General features: G+C 50.7%; 14 protein-coding genes. 13 read left to right on the top strand and 1 reads right to left on the bottom strand.

Translation table 11 applies throughout. The annotated features are described in order from the left end of the window. The first annotated feature begins 20 nt into the window (after positions 1–20). From JTN23_RS13340 to JTN23_RS13330, 3 genes are all read left to right on the top strand, one after another. Complete coding sequence (locus JTN23_RS13340) at positions 21–1700, top strand: RagB/SusD family nutrient uptake outer membrane protein (RefSeq protein ID WP_247235336.1); 1680 nt, start codon at positions 21–23, stop codon at positions 1698–1700. Between the two features lie 95 nt (positions 1701–1795). Next, the gene (locus tag JTN23_RS13335; RefSeq protein WP_247235335.1) at positions 1796–3157 is read left to right on the top strand and encodes a polysaccharide pyruvyl transferase family protein; all 1362 of its coding nucleotides are present in this window, start codon (positions 1796–1798) and stop codon (positions 3155–3157) included. Between the two features lie 5 nt (positions 3158–3162). Next, complete coding sequence (locus JTN23_RS13330; protein ID WP_247235334.1) at positions 3163–4434, top strand: polysaccharide pyruvyl transferase family protein; 1272 nt, start codon at positions 3163–3165, stop codon at positions 4432–4434. Between the two features lie 86 nt (positions 4435–4520). Here the strand turns inward: JTN23_RS13330 and JTN23_RS13325 are convergent, their stop codons facing one another. Beyond that, entirely contained in the window at positions 4521–5879 is a 1359-nt protein-coding gene (locus JTN23_RS13325; protein WP_247235333.1) for an alpha/beta hydrolase family protein, read from the bottom strand. Positions 5880–6187: 308 nt separating this feature from the next. On the opposite strand from JTN23_RS13325, the gene JTN23_RS13320 reads away from it, so the two are divergent. From JTN23_RS13320 to JTN23_RS13275, 10 genes are all read left to right on the top strand, one after another. Further along, a complete protein-coding gene (locus tag JTN23_RS13320) occupies positions 6188–6745 on the top strand; it encodes an RNA polymerase sigma factor (RefSeq protein WP_247235332.1) in 558 nt (185 codons plus the stop codon). Positions 6746–6768: 23 nt separating this feature from the next. After that, on the top strand, positions 6769–7767 hold the full coding sequence (locus tag JTN23_RS13315) for a FecR family protein (RefSeq protein WP_247235331.1): 999 nt from the start codon (positions 6769–6771) through the stop codon (positions 7765–7767). Positions 7768–7925: 158 nt separating this feature from the next. Continuing rightward, positions 7926–11282, top strand: coding sequence for a TonB-dependent receptor (locus JTN23_RS13310; protein WP_247235330.1), 3357 nt, complete (start codon positions 7926–7928; stop codon positions 11280–11282). 57 nt (positions 11283–11339) lie between these two features. Continuing rightward, a complete protein-coding gene (locus JTN23_RS13305; protein ID WP_247235329.1) occupies positions 11340–12773 on the top strand; it encodes a RagB/SusD family nutrient uptake outer membrane protein in 1434 nt (477 codons plus the stop codon). Between the two features lie 189 nt (positions 12774–12962). Further along, positions 12963–14645 carry an FAD-dependent oxidoreductase gene (locus tag JTN23_RS13300; RefSeq protein WP_247235328.1) on the top strand — a complete coding sequence of 561 codons (1683 nt, stop codon included), beginning with the start codon at positions 12963–12965 and terminating at the stop codon, positions 14643–14645. Between the two features lie 236 nt (positions 14646–14881). Then, on the top strand, positions 14882–15919 hold the full coding sequence (locus JTN23_RS13295) for a glycoside hydrolase family 53 protein (RefSeq protein ID WP_247235327.1): 1038 nt from the start codon (positions 14882–14884) through the stop codon (positions 15917–15919). A 270-nt stretch (positions 15920–16189) separates the two neighbouring features. Beyond that, a complete protein-coding gene (locus JTN23_RS13290) occupies positions 16190–17848 on the top strand; it encodes a glycoside hydrolase family 140 protein (RefSeq protein WP_247235326.1) in 1659 nt (552 codons plus the stop codon). A gap of 332 nt (positions 17849–18180) precedes the next feature. Beyond that, complete coding sequence (locus JTN23_RS13285) at positions 18181–20103, top strand: ORC-CDC6 family AAA ATPase (protein ID WP_247235325.1); 1923 nt, start codon at positions 18181–18183, stop codon at positions 20101–20103. A 441-nt stretch (positions 20104–20544) separates the two neighbouring features. Next, positions 20545–21843 (top strand): nucleoside hydrolase-like domain-containing protein, encoded by a 1299-nt coding sequence (locus tag JTN23_RS13280; RefSeq protein WP_247235324.1) that lies wholly within the window; start codon positions 20545–20547, stop codon positions 21841–21843. Between the two features lie 203 nt (positions 21844–22046). Continuing rightward, a complete protein-coding gene (locus tag JTN23_RS13275; RefSeq protein WP_247235323.1) occupies positions 22047–22532 on the top strand; it encodes a hypothetical protein in 486 nt (161 codons plus the stop codon). Positions 22533–22580: the final 48 nt, after the last annotated feature.

The raw sequence follows: 22580 nt of genomic DNA, 5'->3' as shown, positions 1-22580 counted from the left end.
TGCTAAAAATGACAACTAGTATGAAAAAGATATTCTTTAAATCAACCCTTATCTGCCTCACGGCCCTGCTGACGCTGGTGGCTACGTCCTGCAACGAAGATTTTCTGGACGAAAAACCTCTTGACCGGTTCAGCCCCGAGAACCTGCTGACCAACCGGGCCGGCTTTGAAACGGTACTGGTAGCCCTACACAAAGCCGCCCGCGAAGAACGTACCCTCGACCGACCCGACCAGATGGGTGCCGGTACCGACGTCGCCACCAGTGGCGTAGCCGATGGCCGCTTCTTTAACAATTACAAGGAGATACTTCCCAACGACCAGATCGTAAACTACTACTGGGACTGGGCCTATACCGACATGCTAAAAAACAGCAACCTGATTATTAGCCGGGCCGAAAACCCGGAGGTAAAATGGACCGAGGAGGAAAAGAATCAGATTGTGGCAGAGGCCAGGTTCTTTCGGGCTTTTACTTACAATGTACTCGTTAATCTGTTCGGTGGGGTACCCATCATAGACCGTGAACTTACCGAACCTCGCTTTGACTTTACTCGGGCTACCCGCGCCGAGGTACTCCACTTCGTAAAAGAAGACCTGGAGTTCGCGGCCCAGTGGCTGCCTAAGGTAGAGAATAACCCCGCCAAGGATGGACGTATTTTCCAGGCGGCAGCCTACCATCTGCTGGCGGAGGTACACATCAGCCTGGGGCTTGAGACTAAAGACGCCTCCTACTTCGATAAGTCTATTGCGGCAGCTACCAAAGTCATCGACGGATCGGCCGGAGAGTACCGGCTCATGACCCAGCGCTTTGGCAACACCAACCGCCCCGGCGACGTATTCTCGGACCTGTTCTGGACTGGCCAGCAAAACCGGGCTTCCGGTAACATGGAAAGTATATGGGTAGTACAGCACGAGGACTTTACTGTGGGTGGAGGAATCCAGCAAAACCATGATCTGCGCTGGTGGGGGCCCAAGTTCGAAGATATCCGCTCCCCGGACGGTAAGCGTATACTAGTTATCGACAGCCTCGGCCGGAGCCAGGGAGGCAACCGACCGCTCAACTACTTCTTTTATGATATATGGAAGGATGATGTAAAAGATATGCGTAACTCGGCCCACAACATCCGCCGGACCTGGTACTACAACGATCCTACCTCTAAGTTCTACGGCAAAAAAGCCAGCTATACCGTAGTTAATGGTAAGGCTTTTATCGCCAACGAAGACGGCTCCCCCACTACCTACGCCGTAGATACGCTCCGCTGGTTTTACCCCATGATCCGGAAGATAGAAGGTGAAATGCCCTACGGAGCCCAGGCCGGACGCACCATCAATGACCAGATCAGGATGCGCCTGGCCGAGACCTACCTGCTCCGCGCCGAAGCCTACGTACACAAAGGTATGCTCGCCGAAGCGGCTGCCGACATCAATGTAGTCAGGTCCCGTGCCAAGGCCAAACCCGTCGAACCTGCTCAGGTATCTATTGATTACATACTGGATGAGCGCGCCCGCGAACTGATTATTGAGGAGCCCCGGAGACGGACTCTGGTACGACTGGGCAAACTTTACGAGCGGGCTACGAAGCATAATTTCAAAGCCAAAGCCACCATGGAGCCATATCATGAGCTGTGGCCTATCCCGCAGAAGGCCATCGATGCCAACCGGGAGTCTAAGCTGGCCCAAAACCCCGGCTACCCCGGCGCCTGATAATAGGCTCAGGACCGGTAATTCAGGTACTGTAATCTCTTTATAAAGCATCCGGTCAGGGTAAACCAGCCGGATGCTTCTTACCACTACTTCTTATGAAAACTACTGCTCAATCAGCCCGCCGGGATTTTTTGAAAAAATCAGCTTTGTCGGCCCTTCCCTTGTTCTGGCAGAACGATCTTCCAAAGCCGGGAGATCTCAGCCCAGCCCTTTCCGATAAAAAGAATCCCACCATACTCATACGCTCGTCGTGGAATGATAAGAACATAGGGGACATTGGTCACACTCCCGGTACCCTGCGCCTGCTGGAACGGTACATTCCCGAAGCCCGGGTAATCCTATGGCACGCAGCGCCCCGACCTGTCACCGAGGCCCTGATCCGGAAAAACTTCCCGAAAGTAAAAATCATTCAAGGGAGCTTTTCGGGTAATGCCGATACGGGCGGTGAGATTATGGAGGCCTTCAAAGCGGCCGATGTGTACATTCATAACTCCGGGATGTCTATGAACTACGGCCTCTTCAACTACGAGTGGGGAGGCACCATGTCTAACCTGGCTCCCATGTACTACTGCATCGAGAACAAGATCCCTTTCGGGCTGTACGGCCATTCATTCGACAAGTTTGCTCCCCCTTCCGAATATATATACCGGGATGTACTGAGCCGGGCCTCTTTTATTTTTACCCGGGACGTTGAATCTCTGAAATTTATTAAAGAAATAGGCTTTAAAGCTCCGGTGATGGAGTTCGGCCCTGACGGCTGCTTTGGTATTGATGTACGTGACGAAGCCAAAGGCCTGGCTTACCTCAAACAGGCCGACCTGGAAGAAGGGAAATTCCTGACGGTAGTACTACGCACCAATACCCCCCACCTGGACGATACCGGCAAAGGAAACCTGATGAACCCGGAGGCTACTCCGGAGAAACAGGCAGAAGACCACCGGCGACTGGACAAGGTAAAAGCCCTGATCAACCACTGGGTTCGCACTACCGGTCAGCAGGTATTGATAGCTCCCGAGGCCCTTAAGGAAACAAAGTACGGCCGCACCATGCTGTATGATCAGTTGGAAGAGGATGTAAAAAAGAAGGTAGTCTTCCGGGAAGCCTTCTGGAGTGCCGATGAGGCCATGTCGGTCTACGCGCGGGCGCATACGATTTTTGGTATGGAGCCCCACTCGCTGATCATGGGGCTGGCACTGGGGGTACCTATCCTGCACGCCCGTCCGGTGGCGCACGGTCGCAAGGGGTGGATGTTCCGGGACATCGGCCTGCCTGAGTGGCTGTTTGATATAGACCAGGCTCCCGCCTCAGCCATCATTGCCGAACTAACCAAAATACACCAGGACTACCCACTGGCTAAAAAGAAGGTAAAAGACGCCATGGCAGTAGTGGCCAAGCGCCAGCAGGAGACGATGGCCGTGGTAAAAAAACTGGCAACTTCTTCAACCCGTAGCTCCTGACCATTATGAACCGCAGAGATTTTATTCAGAGAAGCAGTTGGTTATCGGCAGGTACGCTGCTGGCGCCTTACCTGGCACAGGCCACACAGAAAGCCAATCCGACGCTGCTGGTAGTGTCGGGCTGGCAGGATGTTAACATAGGTGATATCGCCCACACACCCGGTCTGCTGGGCCTGCTGCAGAAGCGGATGCCTGCTTCAAAAATCATCCTTTGGAAAAAGAGCAAAAGTCAGATCGTGGAGGATATGCTGGCAAAGTACTACCCGAAGGTACGCATCATCCATGGGGGCGTCAGTAAGGATCACGAGCCCCAAAGTGAGGAGGTACTACAAGCTTTTCGGGAGGCCGACTTCTTCCTGCATGGCTCCGGCCCCTCAGTTATTGCAGCCGATTTCCTAGGTTCATGGCATCACAAAACCCAGAAACCCTTTGGTATTTTTGGCGTAACTACTCAAAACGTCACGCCCGGCCTGAAAGACCTGCTGCAGCACGCCTCGTTTATCTTTACCCGCGAAACAGCCTCTATCCAGAAACTAAAAGAAGCTGGGTTATCAGGTACCCATATTGCCTTCGCCCCTGACGCAACGTTTGATCTGGAAATCCGCGATCCGGAGAATGCCAGGCAGTACATGCAGGCTAATGGACTCGAACCTAAGAAGTTTATCTGTGTCATACCTCGTCTGAGAGTCACTCCCTACTACAAGATCAAACCCGGTCAGGCAGGCTGGACGGAGAAGCGCATTAAGGAAGTCGATACCCTGAATGATACCTACAAGGAGCAGGACCACGCCAAGGCCAGGGAGGCGATGGTAGCGTGGGTGCGCAAGACAGGCAATAAGGTAGTGGTATGCCCCGAGATGACCTACCAGGTCGACATCATGGACGAGCTGCTCATTGACCCGCTTCCTGAAGATGTAAAGGCAAAGGTAGTTAAACACGGCTACTGGCTACCCGACGAAGCTGCCTCCCTCTACGCGCAGGCTCATACCGTACTTAGCTTTGAGTGCCATTCGCCCATTATCGCGGCGGCCAATGGTACCCCAGCCTTTTACCTGCGGCAACCCGAAGACACCATCAAAGGGCAGATGTACTACGACCTGGGCCTGGCCGACTGGACATTTGAAATCATGGAAACCACGGGGCAGCAAATTGCTGATCGCCTGATGCAGGTACATGCCGACTACAAAGGCGCTACGAAAAACGTCAAACAATCACTAGCCAGAGTTGATAGGCAGTATGATGAAGCGTTTAAGATCATGAAGAGTACAATGGTCTGATAGTACTCCAGTTTTCTTATAGGGTTCCACCACAAAAATAGTCCGTGTCTCACGGGCTTATATAGCTAAAAGCTAACACCTAATTCCTACCTAAAGTACCTCTCCGCAAACCGGATAAAGGTGGGCCAGTTGGGACCGGGAAAGTGGCCGCCCGCGTGCTGGCGAAAGGCCAGATCACCGCTGATCAGCTCGGTTTCCACCGGCGGGAACTCCTGGGTACCCAAGCCCTTCTTGCCGAGCAGTTGGTATACATCACCGGCGGCGGCGGCAGCCATGAACATTCCTTTGGCATCGGCCCAGGCGTCGCCCTTGTCGCCATTGCCGATGAACACCGGACGCGGCGCACAGAGGGCTATGAGCTGATGAGAGTCGACCGGCAGGTCATTCCAGCCCAGCGGACCGGCGTACTTGATGAAGTTACCAGCCATCCAGTGGTACTCACTGGCGGCGGCTACGTTCTCCACTACCTCGCCCCAGTTGCGGCGGTGCAGTTTGGCCCCGCCTTCGCCCGACGAGCTGATGTAAGCAACGGCGAAGCGCGGCTCGTAAGCCATAGCTACCAGGGCAGCCTTACCAAAGCGCGAATGCCCCTCGATACCTACTTTCTTAGCATTTACGTCTTTATCTGTTTCGAAGTAGTCCAGCGCGCGGCTGGCTCCCCAGGCCCAGGCGCGCAGGGTACCCCAGTCGTCGGGCTTACGGCGCTGGCCCTTGTTCATGAGGCCAATAATGCCTTCGGTCAGGCCGGCACCGTTGTCGGCCTGGTAGCTGGTAGGCAGCAGTACCGCCGCTCCCCATCCCTTTTCAAGAAGTTGCTGCTGCCAGCCTGGTCCGGTAGGGGCCTGCGCGGGCATCCGGAAGCCCGGCGGAAATACAAATCCAAACTCCATCATCACGGGTACGGGTTTGCTAGCCTGGGCGGGAGTCAGCAGGGAGAGCTGGATATCCACCTTGATGTCGGGGTACGCTGAGTTGTCCACGTGCCCTACGAGCTTCTTCATTTTGGTAGGTACCGCGCCTATGACCGTATCACTCACGCTCACCACCTCCCACTGTACCTTGGGTGTATTGGCTGGCATGCGGCCGTAGATTTCCCGGTCAAAGTCCTCCACGATCTCGGGGCGGCGGCGGTTCCACCAGTCTCTGGCCGTTTTTACCTTCTGACCATTTTTCAGTGTCAGCGACTCGGGCAGCTTCGGAAAAGGATTGGCTTTGGCCTCGTCGTAGTTGGCGGCATTGGGTGCCTGCGGATTGCTTCCGTTTACACCCGGACGCAGCTCTTTGATCCCGAGCTGGTCCAGCATATGCTGGTGGTCGGCGCGGGTTTTGCGCTGGGTGCGGGCAATGAGGCTGTCCTGCTCGGGCGTCCGCGCCGGCATCTGCGCCAGCAAAGAAGAAGAGGACAACAGGAGGCATCCCAGCAGGATCTGGTTAAGGGCGTTCATGGAAGGTAGTGCTTAGTATGGACTACATGTTTTTTTCGTAGCTACCAAAAGGAGGAAGTGAAAAGGAAATACTTTACTAAGCAGCTATTGAAAAATGTAGGGTATTACAATCATATAAAATCTGCCACACCTAGTCCAGACCAACTCATAATCTTTTAGAAAAAGGCCCTACAAACTACCGATAGCGGATTCACCGCCTGTCTCCCACCCCTCCAAATGAAATAATTCAATTATTTTTTAAAATTATTTAGGGATAGCCATGAGTTCCTCTACTATACGGGTACCTAAGCCCTTATTCAGTTACCTCCATGATTTTTAAACAGCTAGACGACGAACGGTTGGTGGGATTTCTTAGAGAAGGCCAGATGGCCGCCTTCGAAGAAATATATCGCCGGTACTGGTATAAGCTGTACAGTATTGCCTACCACCAAACCGGCGTTCGGGAAGATGCCGAGGAACTGGTACAGGAGGTATTTCTGAAACTGTGGAGCCGTCGCTCGGAGGTACTGATCCGGCACCTGGGCATGTACCTGACCATTGCCGTAAAGAACCAGGTGTACGACTACATCAAGTCACAAATCAGCTACCGGAAGTACCAGGAGTACCTCATCTTACAGGAAATCCACCAGAACCACCATACCGACGAGATCATCAACTTCACTGACCTGACCGAAGCCGTGGAGAAGGTACTGAATCAGTTGCCCGAAAAGAGCGCGGAGGTCTTCAAACGCAGCCGTTTTGAGAATCAGTCCGTCCGTGAAATTGCCCAGGGGCTTAATCTGAGTGAAAAAGCAGTCGAATATCACATTACCAAATCGCTACGCTTCCTGAAGGATAATCTCAAAGAATATCACTCGGATAATTAGGCAGTTTATAGCTCCCACCACCTATGAGTCAAGACGAATTTAATCAACTACTAAAACGCTACCTGGAAGGAAAAACCACCGAGCAGGAAGACCAACTGCTATCGGAATGGTACAACTCACCGGCCAACCAGGTGGAAGTGGACCTACCTAATAATCAGAAAAATGACATTGAGAAGCGGATGTGGCGGAGCATCCGCCAGCAAATACGCCCCGCAGTGGGCACACGCCTGGTTCGCCTGGCTTGGATTTCCGGAATAGCCGCCTGCCTCGTGCTGGGTAGCCTATGGATGTATACGCTCTCCACCTACCAACCTGAGCCGGTAATAGCCACCACCCAAAAAGTACAAACCGGGATAGAAGTAAAAAACACCCAGCAATCCGAACAGGAGGTAGTATTACCCGACGGCAGCGTGGTGGTACTTTCCCAGAATAGCAGCCTGATGTACGACAAGTCCTTCAACCAGGCCAGGCGGGAGGTGTATCTGCGGGGCGAGGCCTTTTTTAACGTAAAAAGAGATGTTACAAAGCCCTTTGTGGTGCACGCCGGGGATTTGGTTACGGAAGTACTCGGAACGAGTTTCCGAATCAGGCAGAACGAAGAAGGAAAAAAAACGGAGGTATCTGTCCGGTCGGGAAAAGTATCGGTATACGCCCGGGAGGACAATCCACTGCGCGAGCGCAACGGAGTAATACTTACCCAGAACCAGCGCGTACTCTACGATGCCGTCACCCGTAACATCGTACCCACCCTGGTAGAGGACCCCCTACCCAAGGTACCGGTTGAGCAGGTCAGAGCGGCCCTGGTCTTTCAGGAAGTACCGCTGGAGGAAGTCCTGTCGCAGCTGACTCAACTCTACGGCATTGAGTTTGTCATCTCCAACCCCAAAGCCAAAGCCTGCCACATCACCGCCGACCTCAACGGATTATCCCTGTTTACCCAGCTGGAACTAGTCTGTAAATCCATTGATGCTACCTACGAGAAAAGGGGTACGGTGGTATTTATCAACGGCGACGGCTGCTAACGAAAAAGCCGAAAATGCTGGACACATTTTCGGCTTACTGGAATACCCTCTACAAACGCCAATCTGTGGGAGGGTACTGTTTCTCAATCTTTACCAATTAAAAAACAAGTAAACTTATGAAAAAAACATTACCGGTCCCCAAAAACCTGTGGAGGGTTATGAAAGTCACATTTTCACAATTGTTCTTACTCGTGATCTGCGGTAGTCTGGCTATGGCGCACAGCATCCATGCTCAGGAGGTACTCAATCGCCCCATTACCATCATTGGGGAGAAGCTTGAGCTAAAGGATGTACTAAGCAAAATCGAAAAAGAGGCGCGCGTAAAGTTTGTATACAGCACCAAGATCAACTCAAATCAGCGCCTCTCTCTCAACCTGAACAACCGCAAGCTGTCGGCAGTATTAGATGAGGTTCTGAAGCCCATTGATGTTGAGTATGAAGTAATCGAAAGCCGGATCTTGCTAAGAAAGAAAAGAGCTGAACCAGAGCTATCACCGGATCGACAGCAATCTAACGCAAATATCGATAAAACCATCCGGGGCCGGGTTACTGACGAAACCGGGGCCGGCCTGCCGGGGGTAAGTGTGGTACTGAAAGGTACCCAGCGCGGTACCACCACCAATACCGAGGGCCGGTTTGAGCTACTGGTACCCGAACAAAACGCGGTACTGGTTTTCAGCTTTGTGGGCTACTCGAGCCAGGAGGTAGCCGTAGGTAACCAGTCTACCCTGTCGGTTTCGCTGGAGCCGGAGAACAAAGCACTCAACGAAGTAGTGGTAGTAGGCTATGGCCAGGTCCGCAAAAGCGACCTGACCGGCTCGGTAGCTACAGTACCGGTGGATGAAATCAGAAAGGTAGCCGTCACTTCGCTGGATCAGGCTCTGCAGGGTCGGGCAGCGGGGGTACAGATCACCCAGAACTCGGGCTCACCCGGCGGAAGTACCACCATCCGTATCCGTGGCGGAAACTCAATCCAGGGGGATAACGAACCCCTATATGTTATTGATGGCATTCCTTTCAAGAACGACGGTGCGGCTACTGGTTCCAGCTTTAACGTACTGAGCACCCTCAACCCGAGTGATATTGAGTCCATGACGGTGCTGAAAGATGCTTCCTCCACTGCTATCTACGGTTCAAGAGGAGCCAACGGAGTAGTGATCATCACCACCAAGCGGGGCAAAGCCGGACGTTCGGCCATTAACTTTGAAACCTACTACGGTATGCAGGAGCCACGGCGCCTCTACCCGGTCCTGAACGCCCGTGAGTACGCTCAGTTTGTCAATGATGCCAACACCAACGAAGGTCGTCAGCCCGTGTATACTCAGGCGCAGGTAGATGCCTTTGGCGAGGGTACCAACTGGCAGGAAGAGATCTTCCGCTCCGCCCCTATTTCCAACTATCAGCTCTCGATCAGTGGGGGAGATGACAAGACCCAGTACGCGCTGGCGGGTGGTTACTTCAAGCAGGTAGGTATTGTCACCAACTCCGACTTTGACCGGTACTCACTCCGGCTCAACCTGGACCGGAAGCTGACTGACCGGCTCAAGGTAGGAAACAGCCTGACCGTTAACCGCACTCTCACCAACCAGTCCCGTACGGATGGTGACCTGGGTAGTGCGGGGCTGGTTACCATCGCGGCCTTACAGTTTCCACCGATACTTCCCGTCTATACTACCGATGGCTCTTATCTGATCACTGACCCTGCCCTTACGTTTACCGCCGATAACCCGGTGGCCCTAGCTCGTGAATCCAAAAACAGAAATACCGCCTTCCGTACCTTTGGTAATGTATTTGGTGAATATCAGATCCTGGAGGGACTCAGTCTGAGAGTACTGCTGGGAATAGATGCCGTACTGCAGAAGCAGGACTCCTACCTACCCCGCAGCGTATCCAGTGGTCTGGCTCAGGGTGGCTCCGCAGCTATTTATAACGGCGAATCAGTAACCTGGCTGAACGAAAACCTCCTCAACTACTCCAGAACCTTCGGTGAAGCTCATAGCGTCAGTGCCGTAGTGGGCTTTACACAACAGGCCAACCGTTTCGAGAGCAGCCGGGCGGCTTCCCGCAACTTTGTCAATGATAACCTGGGCTCCGGCAACCTCGGTGCCGGATCGGTACCACTGACCCCCTCATCAGGAATAGGTACCTGGGGATTGCAATCCTACCTGGCGCGGGTCAACTACAGCCTCTATGACAAGTACCTGTTTACCGCGTCGTTCCGGGCCGACGGATCTTCCCGCTTCGGCGAAAACAAACGCTACGGCTATTTCCCCTCGGCCGCAGCGGCCTGGCGTATCTCAGGAGAGCCATTTATGCAGGAGGTCAAATTCCTGAGCGACCTGAAGCTGCGGGCTACCTATGGACTGACCGGTAATCAGGACGGTATTGGTAACTATCCTGCCTACTCGCTGCTAGGTACCCAGAACTACGTACTGGGCAACGCCGTCTCGACGGGTATCGGCCCTTCTCAGATTGCTAACCCCGATTTGTCATGGGAAACAACCAGCCAGGCTGATATGGGTCTTGACGTAGGCCTGCTGAATGACCGGATTACCCTTACGGCGGACGTGTACCTCAAGCGTACGCGGGATCTTCTGCTCAACGTTACCATCCCCAGTACATCGGGCTACTCAAGTGCCATCAAGAATCTCGGCCGCGTCGAAAACAAGGGTATTGAGCTGAGTATCTCTTCACGCAACCTCGTGGGTGATTTCCGCTGGAATACCGACCTGAACTTTGCCTCTAACCGCAACACCGTATTGGATATTGGCGGGACCCGCCAGATATTTGCCGGCCAGGTAGCCAACATCGCTCAGAACACCAGCTCCGGTATTATCAGAGTGGGCGAACCACTGGGTTCTTTCTACGGATACGTGACCAATGGCCTCTACCAGTCTACTGACGAACTGGCGGCCCTGGCCGATCCGCAGGCACGCAAACCCGGCGACCGCAAGTACCTGGACCTGAACGGCGACAAGAAGATCGACGACAACGACCGCACCATTATCGGGCGTGCTCAGCCTAAATTTATCGGTGGGCTTAATAATACCTTCTCTTACGGTGGCTTTGAGCTGACGGTATTCCTACAAGGCGTTTATGGAAACAATATCCTGAATGCCAACCGCTTTGAACTGGAGTACCTCAACGGAACCACCAACCAGAGCCGCGATATGCTCGACCGCTGGACACCCACCAACACCGATACGGATATTCCCCGTGCCTCTACCACCCGTCCGGCCAACCGCATCTCCACCCGTCAGATTGAGGATGGCTCGTACCTGAGGCTGAAGAATGTACAGCTGGCGTACAACCTGGCTCCTTCAGTACTGAAAAAGGTCAACATCCAGTCGCTGAGGCTGTATGTCACGGCGCAGAACTTCGCTACCTGGACCAACTACTCGGGCTACGATCCGGAGGTCAACCGCTTTGGGCAGGACAGCCGCAGCCAGGGATTTGACTATAGCAGCTACCCGGCCGCCAAGACCCTGATCTTTGGTCTGAATGTAGGTTTTTAAGCCAAGCTATCTATCTACAACATCTTTCTTTTTGACAACTACTTGAACATCTGAAATATGAAAAAGTCGACTACCCTTTTTCTCTTTTCGCTATGGGTACTGACCTCCTGCGATGTACTGGAGCAAAAGCCCGAATCCAGCTTTACACCAGCTAACTTTTATAAAAATGCTGAGGATGCCAAGGCCGCGGTAAGTACCGTATACGATCCTCTCAACTCCTCCGACTTGTACGGACAGATCATGTGGATCATCCAGGACCAGGCCACGGACGATGCCGAATGGGGCGGCGGAAGATCCACCGCCAACCAGGCTAAAAACGACCTCGACAAGTATACCTTTACTCCGGCTACTACCACTTTCCAGTCACTCTGGTCGGCTGTCTATCGGGGCATCAACCGGGCCAACACCGTCATTGACCGCGTACCCGCTATCCCTATGGACAACGAGCTGAAAAACCGTTACATAGCCGAAGCTAAGTTTATGCGGGCCTTCTACTACTTTACGCTGGTACGTCTGTTTGGTGGTGTACCTCTGGTCACGGCAGAAACTACCTCGCTGAATAACCTGGCTATCCCCCGGGCTTCCGTAGATGAGGTCTACAACCAGATCATCCAGGATTTTACGGATGCCGAAGGCGTACTACCCGCTACGTACACCGGAGCTGACCGTGGCCGCGCTACGAGAGGTGCCGCCAAAGCCTTTCTGGCCAAGGTGTACCTGACCCGTCAGGAGTGGGCTAAAGCCGCCGCCAAAGCCAAGGAAGTCATTGACTCGGGTACCTATGACCTCTGGACCAACTACGCTGATGCTTTCCTGATCTCGAACAAAAACGGGAAAGAGGCCGTGTTCGAGATGCAGGCTCTGGGGGGAGGCTTTGGCGAAGGTAGCTGGATGCAGGGCTACATGCGCCCTAACTTTGACCGGGTCAACGGCATCGCCGGCTTTGGAGACGATCCGGTTACAGAGAATCTTTACAAGACCTACAGTGAAGATGACAAGCGCCGCAATGTGACCATCCGGCTGTATTCTGCCACTACCACTCCCGCCGCCCCTGCCAGCGTTGCCTTTCCGGGCTATGTATATAAGTACCTTGACCCATCCGCCACCGCGAATGGCGACGGCTCCAACAACTACCCCATTATCCGCTACGCGGATGTACTGCTGATGTACGCCGAAGCCCTCAATGAAATATCCGCCGGAAACCCCGAAGCCTACGCCACCATCAACCGGATCCGTAGCCGGGCCGGGCTTCCCGACCTCGCCCCTACGCTGAGTCAGGCCGAGTTCAGGGATAGCGTACTATTGGAAAGGAGGTTGGAACTGGCCTTTGAAGGACACCGCTGGTACGACCTGGCCCGCACCAAAAGGCTGATCAGCGCCATGAATGCCCAGAACCCCACCATCAAGGTGGAGGAGCGGCACTACCTGTTCCCCATCCCACAGACTGAAATAGATGTGAACCCGGCACTCGTGCAGAATACCGGCTATTGATCCATAGAGTACTTTACCCGCTATTATCATTGGTGGTACAAAGGACTGTCCTTATCCTTTGACTTTCCTGACCTAGCAGATAGTAGTGATAGTAATTTCAAAGCTTATATAAGTAGACAGCCAGATTAGGCCTGCCCCAGAGCTAACCTGATCTGCTGTCGCCAAGTATTAAATCCAGATCCTTGATTTATGAGATTAAAACATTCACTTTCTCTTTTAGCCCTGCTCTTTGCACTTACAGCGGCGACTCCTCCTGTGGATGGCAGCCAGAACTCCACATCCAACCACCGGGCCGCCGTACGACGGGCCGATGTAATCATCTACGGTGGTACCTCCGGCGCCATTACCGCGGCCATGCAGGCTAAAAAAATGGGTAAATCAGTCATAGTGGTATCACCCGACAAGCACCTGGGCGGATTGTCGTCAGGTGGACTGGGCTTTACGGATACAGGTAATAAGTCCGTAATTGGTGGATTATCGCGAGAGTTTTACCACCGCTTGTACCAGCACTACCAGAAGCCCGAAAACTGGAAGTGGCAAAAGCAGTCGGAGTACGGCAACAAAGGCCAGGGTACACCGGCTATGGACGGCAGCAACCGCACCATGTGGATCTTCGAACCGCACGCGGCCGAACAGGTATTTGAAGATTTTGTAAAAGAGAATGGCCTTACCGTCTACCGCGACGAGTGGCTGGACCGTTCGTCGAAGGGTGTGACCAAGAAGGGAGACAAGATCCAGTCGTTCCGGACGCTGAGTGGTAATACCTACGAAGGTAAGATGTTCATCGACGCTACCTACGAGGGTGACCTGATGGCCGCGGCGGGCGTAAGCTACCACGTGGGCCGCGAAGCCAACAGCGTCTACGGCGAGCAGTGGAACGGGGTACAGACCGAAGTATTCCAGCACGGCCACCACTTTAAAAAGCCCGTGAGCCCCTACAAAGTACCCGGCGATCCGAAGAGCGGACTGCTGCCCGAAGTATCGGCTGAGCCACCGGGCGAAAAAGGCTCCGGCGACAATAAAATTCAGGCATACTGTTTCCGGCTGTGCATGAGCAATCACCCCGACAACCGCGTGCCTTTCCCCAAGCCCGAAGGCTACGATCCGGCGCGCTACGAGCTGCTGCTGCGGGTGTACGATACCGGCTGGGACGAGACTTTCCAGAAGTACGACCCCATCCCCAACCGCAAGACCGACACCAACAACCACGGTCCGTTCAGTACCGACTACATTGGCAAAAACTACGACTATCCCGAGGCCAGCTACGAGCGTCGCCGCGAGATCATCAAAGACCACGAGCGCTACCAGAAGGGCCTCCTGTACTTCATGCAGAACGATCCGCGCATGCCCGCCAACGTACGTGAGCAGATGCAGCAGTGGGGACTGGCGAAGGATGAGTTTACCGACAACGGCAACTGGCCCCACCAGATCTATGTGCGGGAAGCCCGCCGCATGACCGGTGAATTTGTAATGACTGAGCCGCACACACTAGGCAAGAAAGAAGTACCTCAGCCCATAGGTATGGGCTCCTATGCGCTGGATGCCCACAACGCGCAGCGTTATGTCAAGGCAGATGGCTACGTACAGAACGAAGGCGACATTGGGGTACATCCCGACAAGCCCTACTCCATCGCCTACGGTTCTATCCTGCCGAAGGAAAAAGAGTGCAGCAACTTGTTGGTACCCGTCGCCATGTCGAGTTCACACATTGCCTACGGCTCCATCCGGATGGAACCCGTGTTTATGATCCTGGGACAGTCGGCGGCTACCGCGGCGGTACTGGCCCTTGACAACAAGGTATCGCCCCAGAAGCTCCCCTACGAAAAGCTACGGGCGGTACTGCTGAAAGACGGACAACGGCTGGAATTGTAGGTAGATGGTAGGTGGTAAGGGATCAGGTATTAGCTGTTTCATTTGGGCTTGTGTCTCCATAGAACCGGACCTTTGCCATCAGCGCGTAAACTGCTAACTATCAGCCTACCTAATCTCCTTCACCCAAAAAGAGCTCAATTGTAGGCTCAATTAATAAGTAGCACCGGATAATGAAGGTCGGACTAAAACGTTCATCATTTAACTTTACAGCTCCTTGATGAACGTCTTACCTTTTTATGAAATACCTGATAACATCCTTTTTTAGTCTTTTCCTACTGGCAGGCTGCGCGACCCGCACGCCCAATACCCAAAAACAAGCTACCGAATTTGCGAAGGGAGGTGATATCAGCTGGCTGCCCCAGATGGAAGCCACCGGCTATACCTTTTATAACGACCAGGGCGTAGCCCAGGACTGCTTCCAGATCCTGAAAGACCACGGATTTAACACCGTACGCCTGCGTACCTGGGTGGATCCGTCGGATGATCCCCGGAGCGGGCACTGCTCCAAGGAAGAAACCGTAGCCCTGGCCAAACGAGCCCAGAAGTGGGGTATGCGCATCATGCTCAACTTCCACTACAGCGACTCCTGGGCCGATCCGGGTAAGCAGAAAAAGCCCGCGGCCTGGGAAGGTCACGACTTCCCGCAGCTCCTGGACGACGTATACAACTACACCTTTGACGTAATGACCGCCCTCAAAGCCGAAGGCATCTATCCCGAGTGGGTGCAGGTGGGTAACGAAACCCCGGGCGGCATGATCTACCCCGAAGGAAGTACGGCCAACTGGCCCCAGCTGGCGCAGCTGATCAACAAGGGCTATGATGCCATTAAGGCAGTGAGCCCAATGTCGAAAGTAATCCTGCACCTCGATCAGGGCAACAACAGCCAGCGGTTCCGGACGTGGTTTGATAATGCCCGCACCCACGGTGCCCGCTACGATGTCATTGGCCTGTCCTATTACCCCTACTGGCTCAAAGGCAATCCCGACTACACCGAGTCCATTGACGACTTGGGAGCTAATCTCAACGACATGGCCGCCCGCTACGATAAGGAAGTGATGGTAGTAGAAGTAGGTGGCGAAGACAACAAACCTCAGAATACCTACGACATGCTGGTAGCCGTACAGCAAAAAGTAAAGGCTGTCCCCAACGGAAAGGGCCTGGGCGTGCTGTACTGGGAGCCCCAGGGTGCCCGGAGCTGGTCGAAGTACGGACTCAGCGCCTGGGGCGAAGACGGTCGCCCAACCAAAGCCCTGGATGCTTTCCTGGTGGAGTAGTGTCAGAAGTAAAGTACACATTGGTACTTCATAGCCTTACAGCTTCCAAAGATCTCCGCAAGTAGTTGCGGAGATCTTTTTTTAGGAGTATTTCCGGGACTCAGTACTCGCTCAACCTTGACGAGCGAGGTAGTTTTCCTCATGCTCTCCGGGTGATCCAGACGAATTTATCCGCAAGAATATCACCAGTGCCATAGGGAAAATAAAGCCGAATTCGTCTTTGATTTACAAGCCTTATTCCTAACCAACCTCTTTGACCCTTTCTTCCTGATGAGCACGTTTTTTCTCCGATTGGTATTCCTGTTTGTAGTGGCTTTTATCGGCTGTGTATCCTCCACCTTCGCCCAGACACCCCTCTGGTCCCGGTATGAGCATAGCTTTACCAGCAGCAAAGACTATGAAAATCCGATCTACAACGTCCGTAATTTCAGTATACGCTTTACCTCTCCCAGCGGCCGGACTAAAAACATACACGGTTTCTGGGACGGCGCCCGTAACTGGAAGGTACGCATGGCCCCGGACGAAACCGGTACCTGGACCTGGGAAACCCTCTGCTCCGATACCACCAATACCGGCCTCCACCGTCAGCGGGGTACCTTTCAGGTGAGTGCCAACTCCAGCAAGCACGATATCTACCGGCACGGCAGCATCGTGCGCCCCAAGGGCAGCTACCACCTCACCCACGCCGACGGTACTCCCTTCTTCTGGGCCGCCTGTACTGCCTGGAACGGTACCCTCAAATCCACCGAGCAGGAGTGGGATACCTACCTGGCCAACCGCTCCCAGAACGGCTACAGCGTCATCCAGTTTGTGACGACCCAGTGGCGCGGCGGCGACAAGAACAGCCGTGGTGAAGTGGCTATCGAGGGGAGTGGCAAGATCAGCATCAATCCATCCTTCTTTCAGCACCTCGACGGCAAGGTGGATAAGATCAATGAGTATGGTCTGGTGGCCGCGCCGGTGCTGTTGTGGGCTTTGCCTGCCGTGCAGGGGCGCGAGCTGAGCCCCGGCTACTACCTGCCCGAAGAGGAAGCCATCCTGCTGGCCCGCTACATGGTAGCCCGCTACGGCGGCCATCAGGTAGTATGGATTCTGGGTGGTGATGGTAAGTATACTGATAACCTGGAGCAGCGCTGGAAGAATATCGGCCGGGGCGTATTCGGTGATGAGCACGGGAACGCCCGACCGCCGGGGGTAGTAGCCCAGCATCCACAGGGCGGCTCCTGGATTGGCGAAGTCTACGCCAACGAGCCCTGGCTGGACATTGTAGGCTACCAGTCGGGCCATAACAGCGGAGCCGGTGCTGTCAACTTCATCACCAAAGGCCACGTCGCTACTAAGTGGGACAAGTTGCCCGCCCGCCCTCTCATCAATATGGAGCCGGTGTACGAAGAGATCGGTCCTAAGATCACCGCGAAGGATGTACGCAGCGCCAGCTACTGGAGCATCCTGGCGGCTCCTACCTCGGGCATTACCTACGGCGCCAACGGTATCTGGCCCTGGCTACGCACCGGTGAGCACATCCTCAACCACGGCAGCAAGGGGGAAGGGTCCAGCCGCTGGAACGAGAGCATCAAGCTACCGGGTGGTACACAGGTAGGGTACCTGGCCCAATTTATGCGGCAACTCGACTGGTGGAACCTCAAGCCCGCCCCTAACCTGCTGGTAGTCCAGCCCGGCGATAAGCAGTATAACCACTTCGTATCCGTATCCCGCACCGACGACGGTAATACCCTCGTGGCCTACCTGCCCACGTCCACTCCCATTCAACTATACAACTTAGCCAACACCACCTACACCGCCCAGTGGTTCAACCCCGTCAGCAACCAGACTACTTCCGGCAAGGTACAGACCAGTAAAGGAGTACTTTCCGCTACGCCTCCCGCAGGCGGTGATGACTGGGTACTGGTGCTCAGGAGGGGGAAGTAGGGGTTTTATCAGGATTTGAAGTGACTGCTGAAGCATCTTTTGTATCATTAAATTAAAATTATACAATTTACAACATTTGCTAATTTGATTTGAACGCACCCCCCGTTCAAATCCAGTAGATGCATAAAGTAAGGATCAAAGTTAATATAACAAACAAAAAATCTTAATCAAGTAAAGCATTCTCAATACATACACAACAACAATTTGTTTATTATGTATTTGGTAACAATTAACCAACATATCGTATATTATACAAACTTTTCACTACTTTTGATATGAGTACTCTATACTTATACTACAAGAACCTTTAATTATACACACAAGCAAATACAATGAATAGTAAACAAATACAAAAGGTTAGAGAGGCATTCGACTCTATACTCAGAGCCGATTATATTACTTTAGACCAAGTCAACGAATTAGAAAAGCTAGAACACTACTTCATTGATTATTTTGGAATACTACACGGACTACTTCAAAAGCAAGATAACTTTATATCAGGACGAAGAGGGACTGGAAAAACGACAAATCTATTAAGGGGATACTACGAATGTCTTAAAACAATATCACCAAAGCTAAAGAACCAGAGCTCTATTTTTAATGACAGAAAAATCCTACCTATCTATATTGACCTTAGCACGTGCAACGACCTATTCGATACAGAAAATGACTTCAATTTAATTGAAGTGCATTTCATAAGGCAAATTATTGAATCGCTAAAGAAGCAACTTGAACTAATGTTCGATGAAAGCTTTCTACTGATTTTTAGAAAAGAGAATCCAGCATTGAATGATTTAGAATATATTGAAAAAGTATTAGTAGAGGGCATCACGCTGTACAACCAACGGCAGCTAACAGTAATAGATAAAACTAAAAATTCCGAGAGTTCAGAAGATTCTATCTCAGCTACCTCAAAAGACTTAGGTTTTGGTTTTAAAGACGTCAATGTTGACGAATCCGAAAAAACAACAAATTATACACAAATAAGAGGTATAAATGTACAAGACTTTCTAAATAAGGTAAACTCAATCAAAAAGAAGGCAAGAATTGATAGTATCTATGTATTTATTGACGAATATTCCGATTTGAACCAAAGCTCACAAGTCAAATTTTCCTCTCTTTTAAAAACGTTTTTAGGATCTAGAATCGGAATGTTTTTTAAAATAGGAGTTATTACAGATAGATATGACTTTGGAGACAAAGTAATCGTAGGAAGAGATATCTTCCATATTCCTTTGGACTTCAACGATTATGTAGAAAGATATGGAGGAGCTATTGCAGCTATGGCTAAAATGCAGGAGTTCGTAGAAAAGATAGTATTGAAGCGTATTGAGATATTTTGTCCTGAGCTGGGGTATTCAGACATATTCAAAGCCCCAAAAGATCAGCTATTCTACAGACTATCTCGAGAAACAATCGGTGTTTCTAGAACAATAGGAATTATATTACAAAATGCATTTGTTCAAGCGCAGTCATCTCAAACAGACTTGAAGATAGGATTATCAGAAATTAACTATGGCATAAGCTCTGCTAGAAAAACTTATCAAAAGCAATTTCAGGGAGGAATCAAAAGGAAATTAATTCCTGGATACTACATGGACATATGGAACTCAATTCTCGAAAAGGCTCTGTCAGAAAAGAACAAATTTTCTGACAGAGCATCGAGCCATTTTATGATCGACCCTATTAGGAAGGATTACCTGAACGTGCTTTGCGAAAACTTTATGATTCATTTCCTTTCTGAAAACGTTGCATCAAAACATGGTGGCAATTACAACCTCTATTCAATAGACTTTGACATCTGTGGCGAGTACAATATAAAATATGCTGACAAGAAAGATGACTACTCACCTATAAGGTTTGTATATGACAATGTTCTATCCCAATTTGATCCATACTTTACTAAAAGTAAGTCTAAAAGCTATAAGTGTCCTAACTGTCAAAAGATTTATGAAGAGCAAGAGTTAGTAAAATTCAAAATAAAGCGATGCTTCGATGACGATGAAAAATTAATAGAAATTATACATCTCGAATCTCCTAAAACAGAAGGTAATTATGCAGAAGTAGAAATTAAAATATTAGGATTGATATCTCAATTGAATAAAATTGAGGCTATGACAGCAAGAGAAATTGCAGATGCAGTTGGTTGTACAGTTCAAAAAGTATCTATTTGGGGAACAAGAGTTCTTGCAAAGAATGGGCATATCAGTATTGACAACAAAAGTGGCAAAAACTACTACTATTCAAATGATTAAATATCTACTAAAAAAATATGCTAATAGCATAGGTATACATATTTAACAAGACACCCCAACGCAACCATCAATTACAGCCTAATACTCAATGTTTTTATTATTTCATGGATAAATCGTATATTAGGTAACTAGAACTATGAAGGCATATCTCTACTGATTTACTTCCTATAGATTAGTAGAGATTTACAAAATACGTTTTGCACCTTATAAGTTAGTATAGTAGAACCAACCTGCTAAGCCATTCTTGCATCAGTTGTCCCTTTACTGTACTACATAATCATCCTGTTCGATGACCATATCTAGCAAGAGATGCTCTATCTTAAACAAGTGCGTCGGAGCATTTTAACAGCCTATATACACTGAAGTCGCCCTCACACATTACAATCCTCCGTTGTGAGATGTACTGATCACTTTTTTATTCCGATTTGATGAAATACTTAAATGAATAAATCAATCTTGATTATCATTCTGTGCTTTCTGGCAATCATCGCTGTTGCACAAAATCCTGTACCTGTTAAACCGAGAATTCTGATCAGTACAGATATAGGCGGTACCGACCCTGATGATAATCAATCCATGGTGCATTTGCTGATGTACAGTGATCGGTTTACGATTGAGGGGCTGGTTTCGTCCCCTTCCTACGGTACAGGGAGTAAAGGGGAGATTTTACGGATGATCAGTCTGTACGAAAAAGATCTGCCACAACTCCGGAAGCATAACAAAGATCTGGCGCCCCCCGACTATTTGCGCTCAATTACCAAACAAGGCCGATTAGGAGGAGCACCCTACAAAGGGTACATGGCTGCCACCGAAGGCTCGGAGTGGATTATCAAATGCGCAAAAAAGGAAAACACACAGCCACTTTGGGTCTTGGTGTGGGGTGGTCTGGATGATTTGGCGCAGGCACTACATGATGAACCCGGGATCCAGGGCAAAATAAAAGTGTACTGGATCGGAGGCCCCAACAAAAAATGGAGTGCGAATAGTTACGCTTACATCGTCGAGAACTTCCCTGAACTATGGTTCATTGAAGTCAACTCAAGCTACTACGGATTCTTTTCTAATAACCGGGAGCTGGATCATATCGAAAGTTCGGATTATTATGATCGACATATAAACGGAGCAGGGCATCTGGGAAAGGATTTTAAAAAATACTACGGGGGCGATATTAAAATGGGAGACACGCCTTCTCTTCTTTATATGATGGACGGAAACCCGGATGATCCCACACGAGAGAGTTGGGGTGGTAGTTTTGAAAAGTTCAATCACAGCCCCCGTATTGTTGTTAATGGAACAACAAGCCTCAAGGATACAGTAGCCTTTTGTTCCATTCTTGAATTTCATTTAAAAGGTCCTGAAAAGGACATTCCGGCAGACTCAGCCTGCTTTTGGATGGAGGTTCCTTATGACAAAACAGTACAAAAGTGGCCGGGTTACTACCTTGGCAACGGCGACTATGTCATCAGATATATCCCTAAAAAAGCCGAAACATTACAATACAGATTCACCTCTCAGATCCCTGAACTTGACGGACATGAGGGCAGCATTGTTGTTGACAACTCCTGGCCCGGCAAGAAGCATACAACCGACTACAAATTAGGAGATAACTGGTATACCGACAAATCCGCCCCCGACCTGTACGATGGTAAAATACAAGGAGGGAAAACCATTTTGAAATGGAAGAATAATGCTTTACAGGATTGGGCCAAACGCTGGGATTGGCTAAGGAAGAGTAAATAAAAACCTACACCCCGGGTTGACAAGCTTCGGGTACTGGTTTTGTCCGCCGATAAAGGCACGAACAGGGATCAGGTGTTATCAGATGATCTGTAAGAGGATAGGTACTTGCCCCTGTATTTGGAGATATAGGCGCAGTTGAGTTACTTGTATATAGATGTAGATGCGAAGCGCCATTCATAAAGTAGATCCCAAATCCTGACTCTATGAAAGCTATAAACGATATGATGGAAGGCGTTCCTAAAGAAAACAGGTCTGATTTTGAGTGGACGATGTTTTTTGGGATTTGGGGATTTGTACTGATAGCCTTACCAGCGCTATATATGACCATTAAGAGTACTCAGGATAAAAAACAGATAATTCAAAACCAGACCTACCAAACGGCAACTATAGTCCATGTCAAAAAAGTATTCAAGTCCAGGGCCTCGATACTTTACATAAGGTTCTACTACCAGTATTCTTACCAGGGCAAGATTTTTAGCGACTATCGCGATTATAAGTACCAGCGCTATTTTGTCCATTTTACCGAGGACAAATGGAAGTACGTAGAAGGCAGGCAGTTTCCTGTTATTCTTTCTTCAGAAGAGCCATCCAAAAACAGTATATTGATGTTTTGGTCCGACTTTTCCCAATACAGTCTCCCTTTTCCAGATTCGTTAAAATGGAGCGAAGAAGTCTTTTATAATCAATGACGAATGTATATAAGAGGTCCGGCTCAACCGCTAAGTACCTCAGCATCG

The organism is Telluribacter roseus (assembly GCF_017355915.2).
Taxonomy (GTDB): domain Bacteria; phylum Bacteroidota; class Bacteroidia; order Cytophagales; family Spirosomataceae; genus Telluribacter.
The sequence above is the reverse complement of the archived record's forward strand: the minus strand, read 5'-3'. Positions and strand labels throughout refer to the sequence as shown.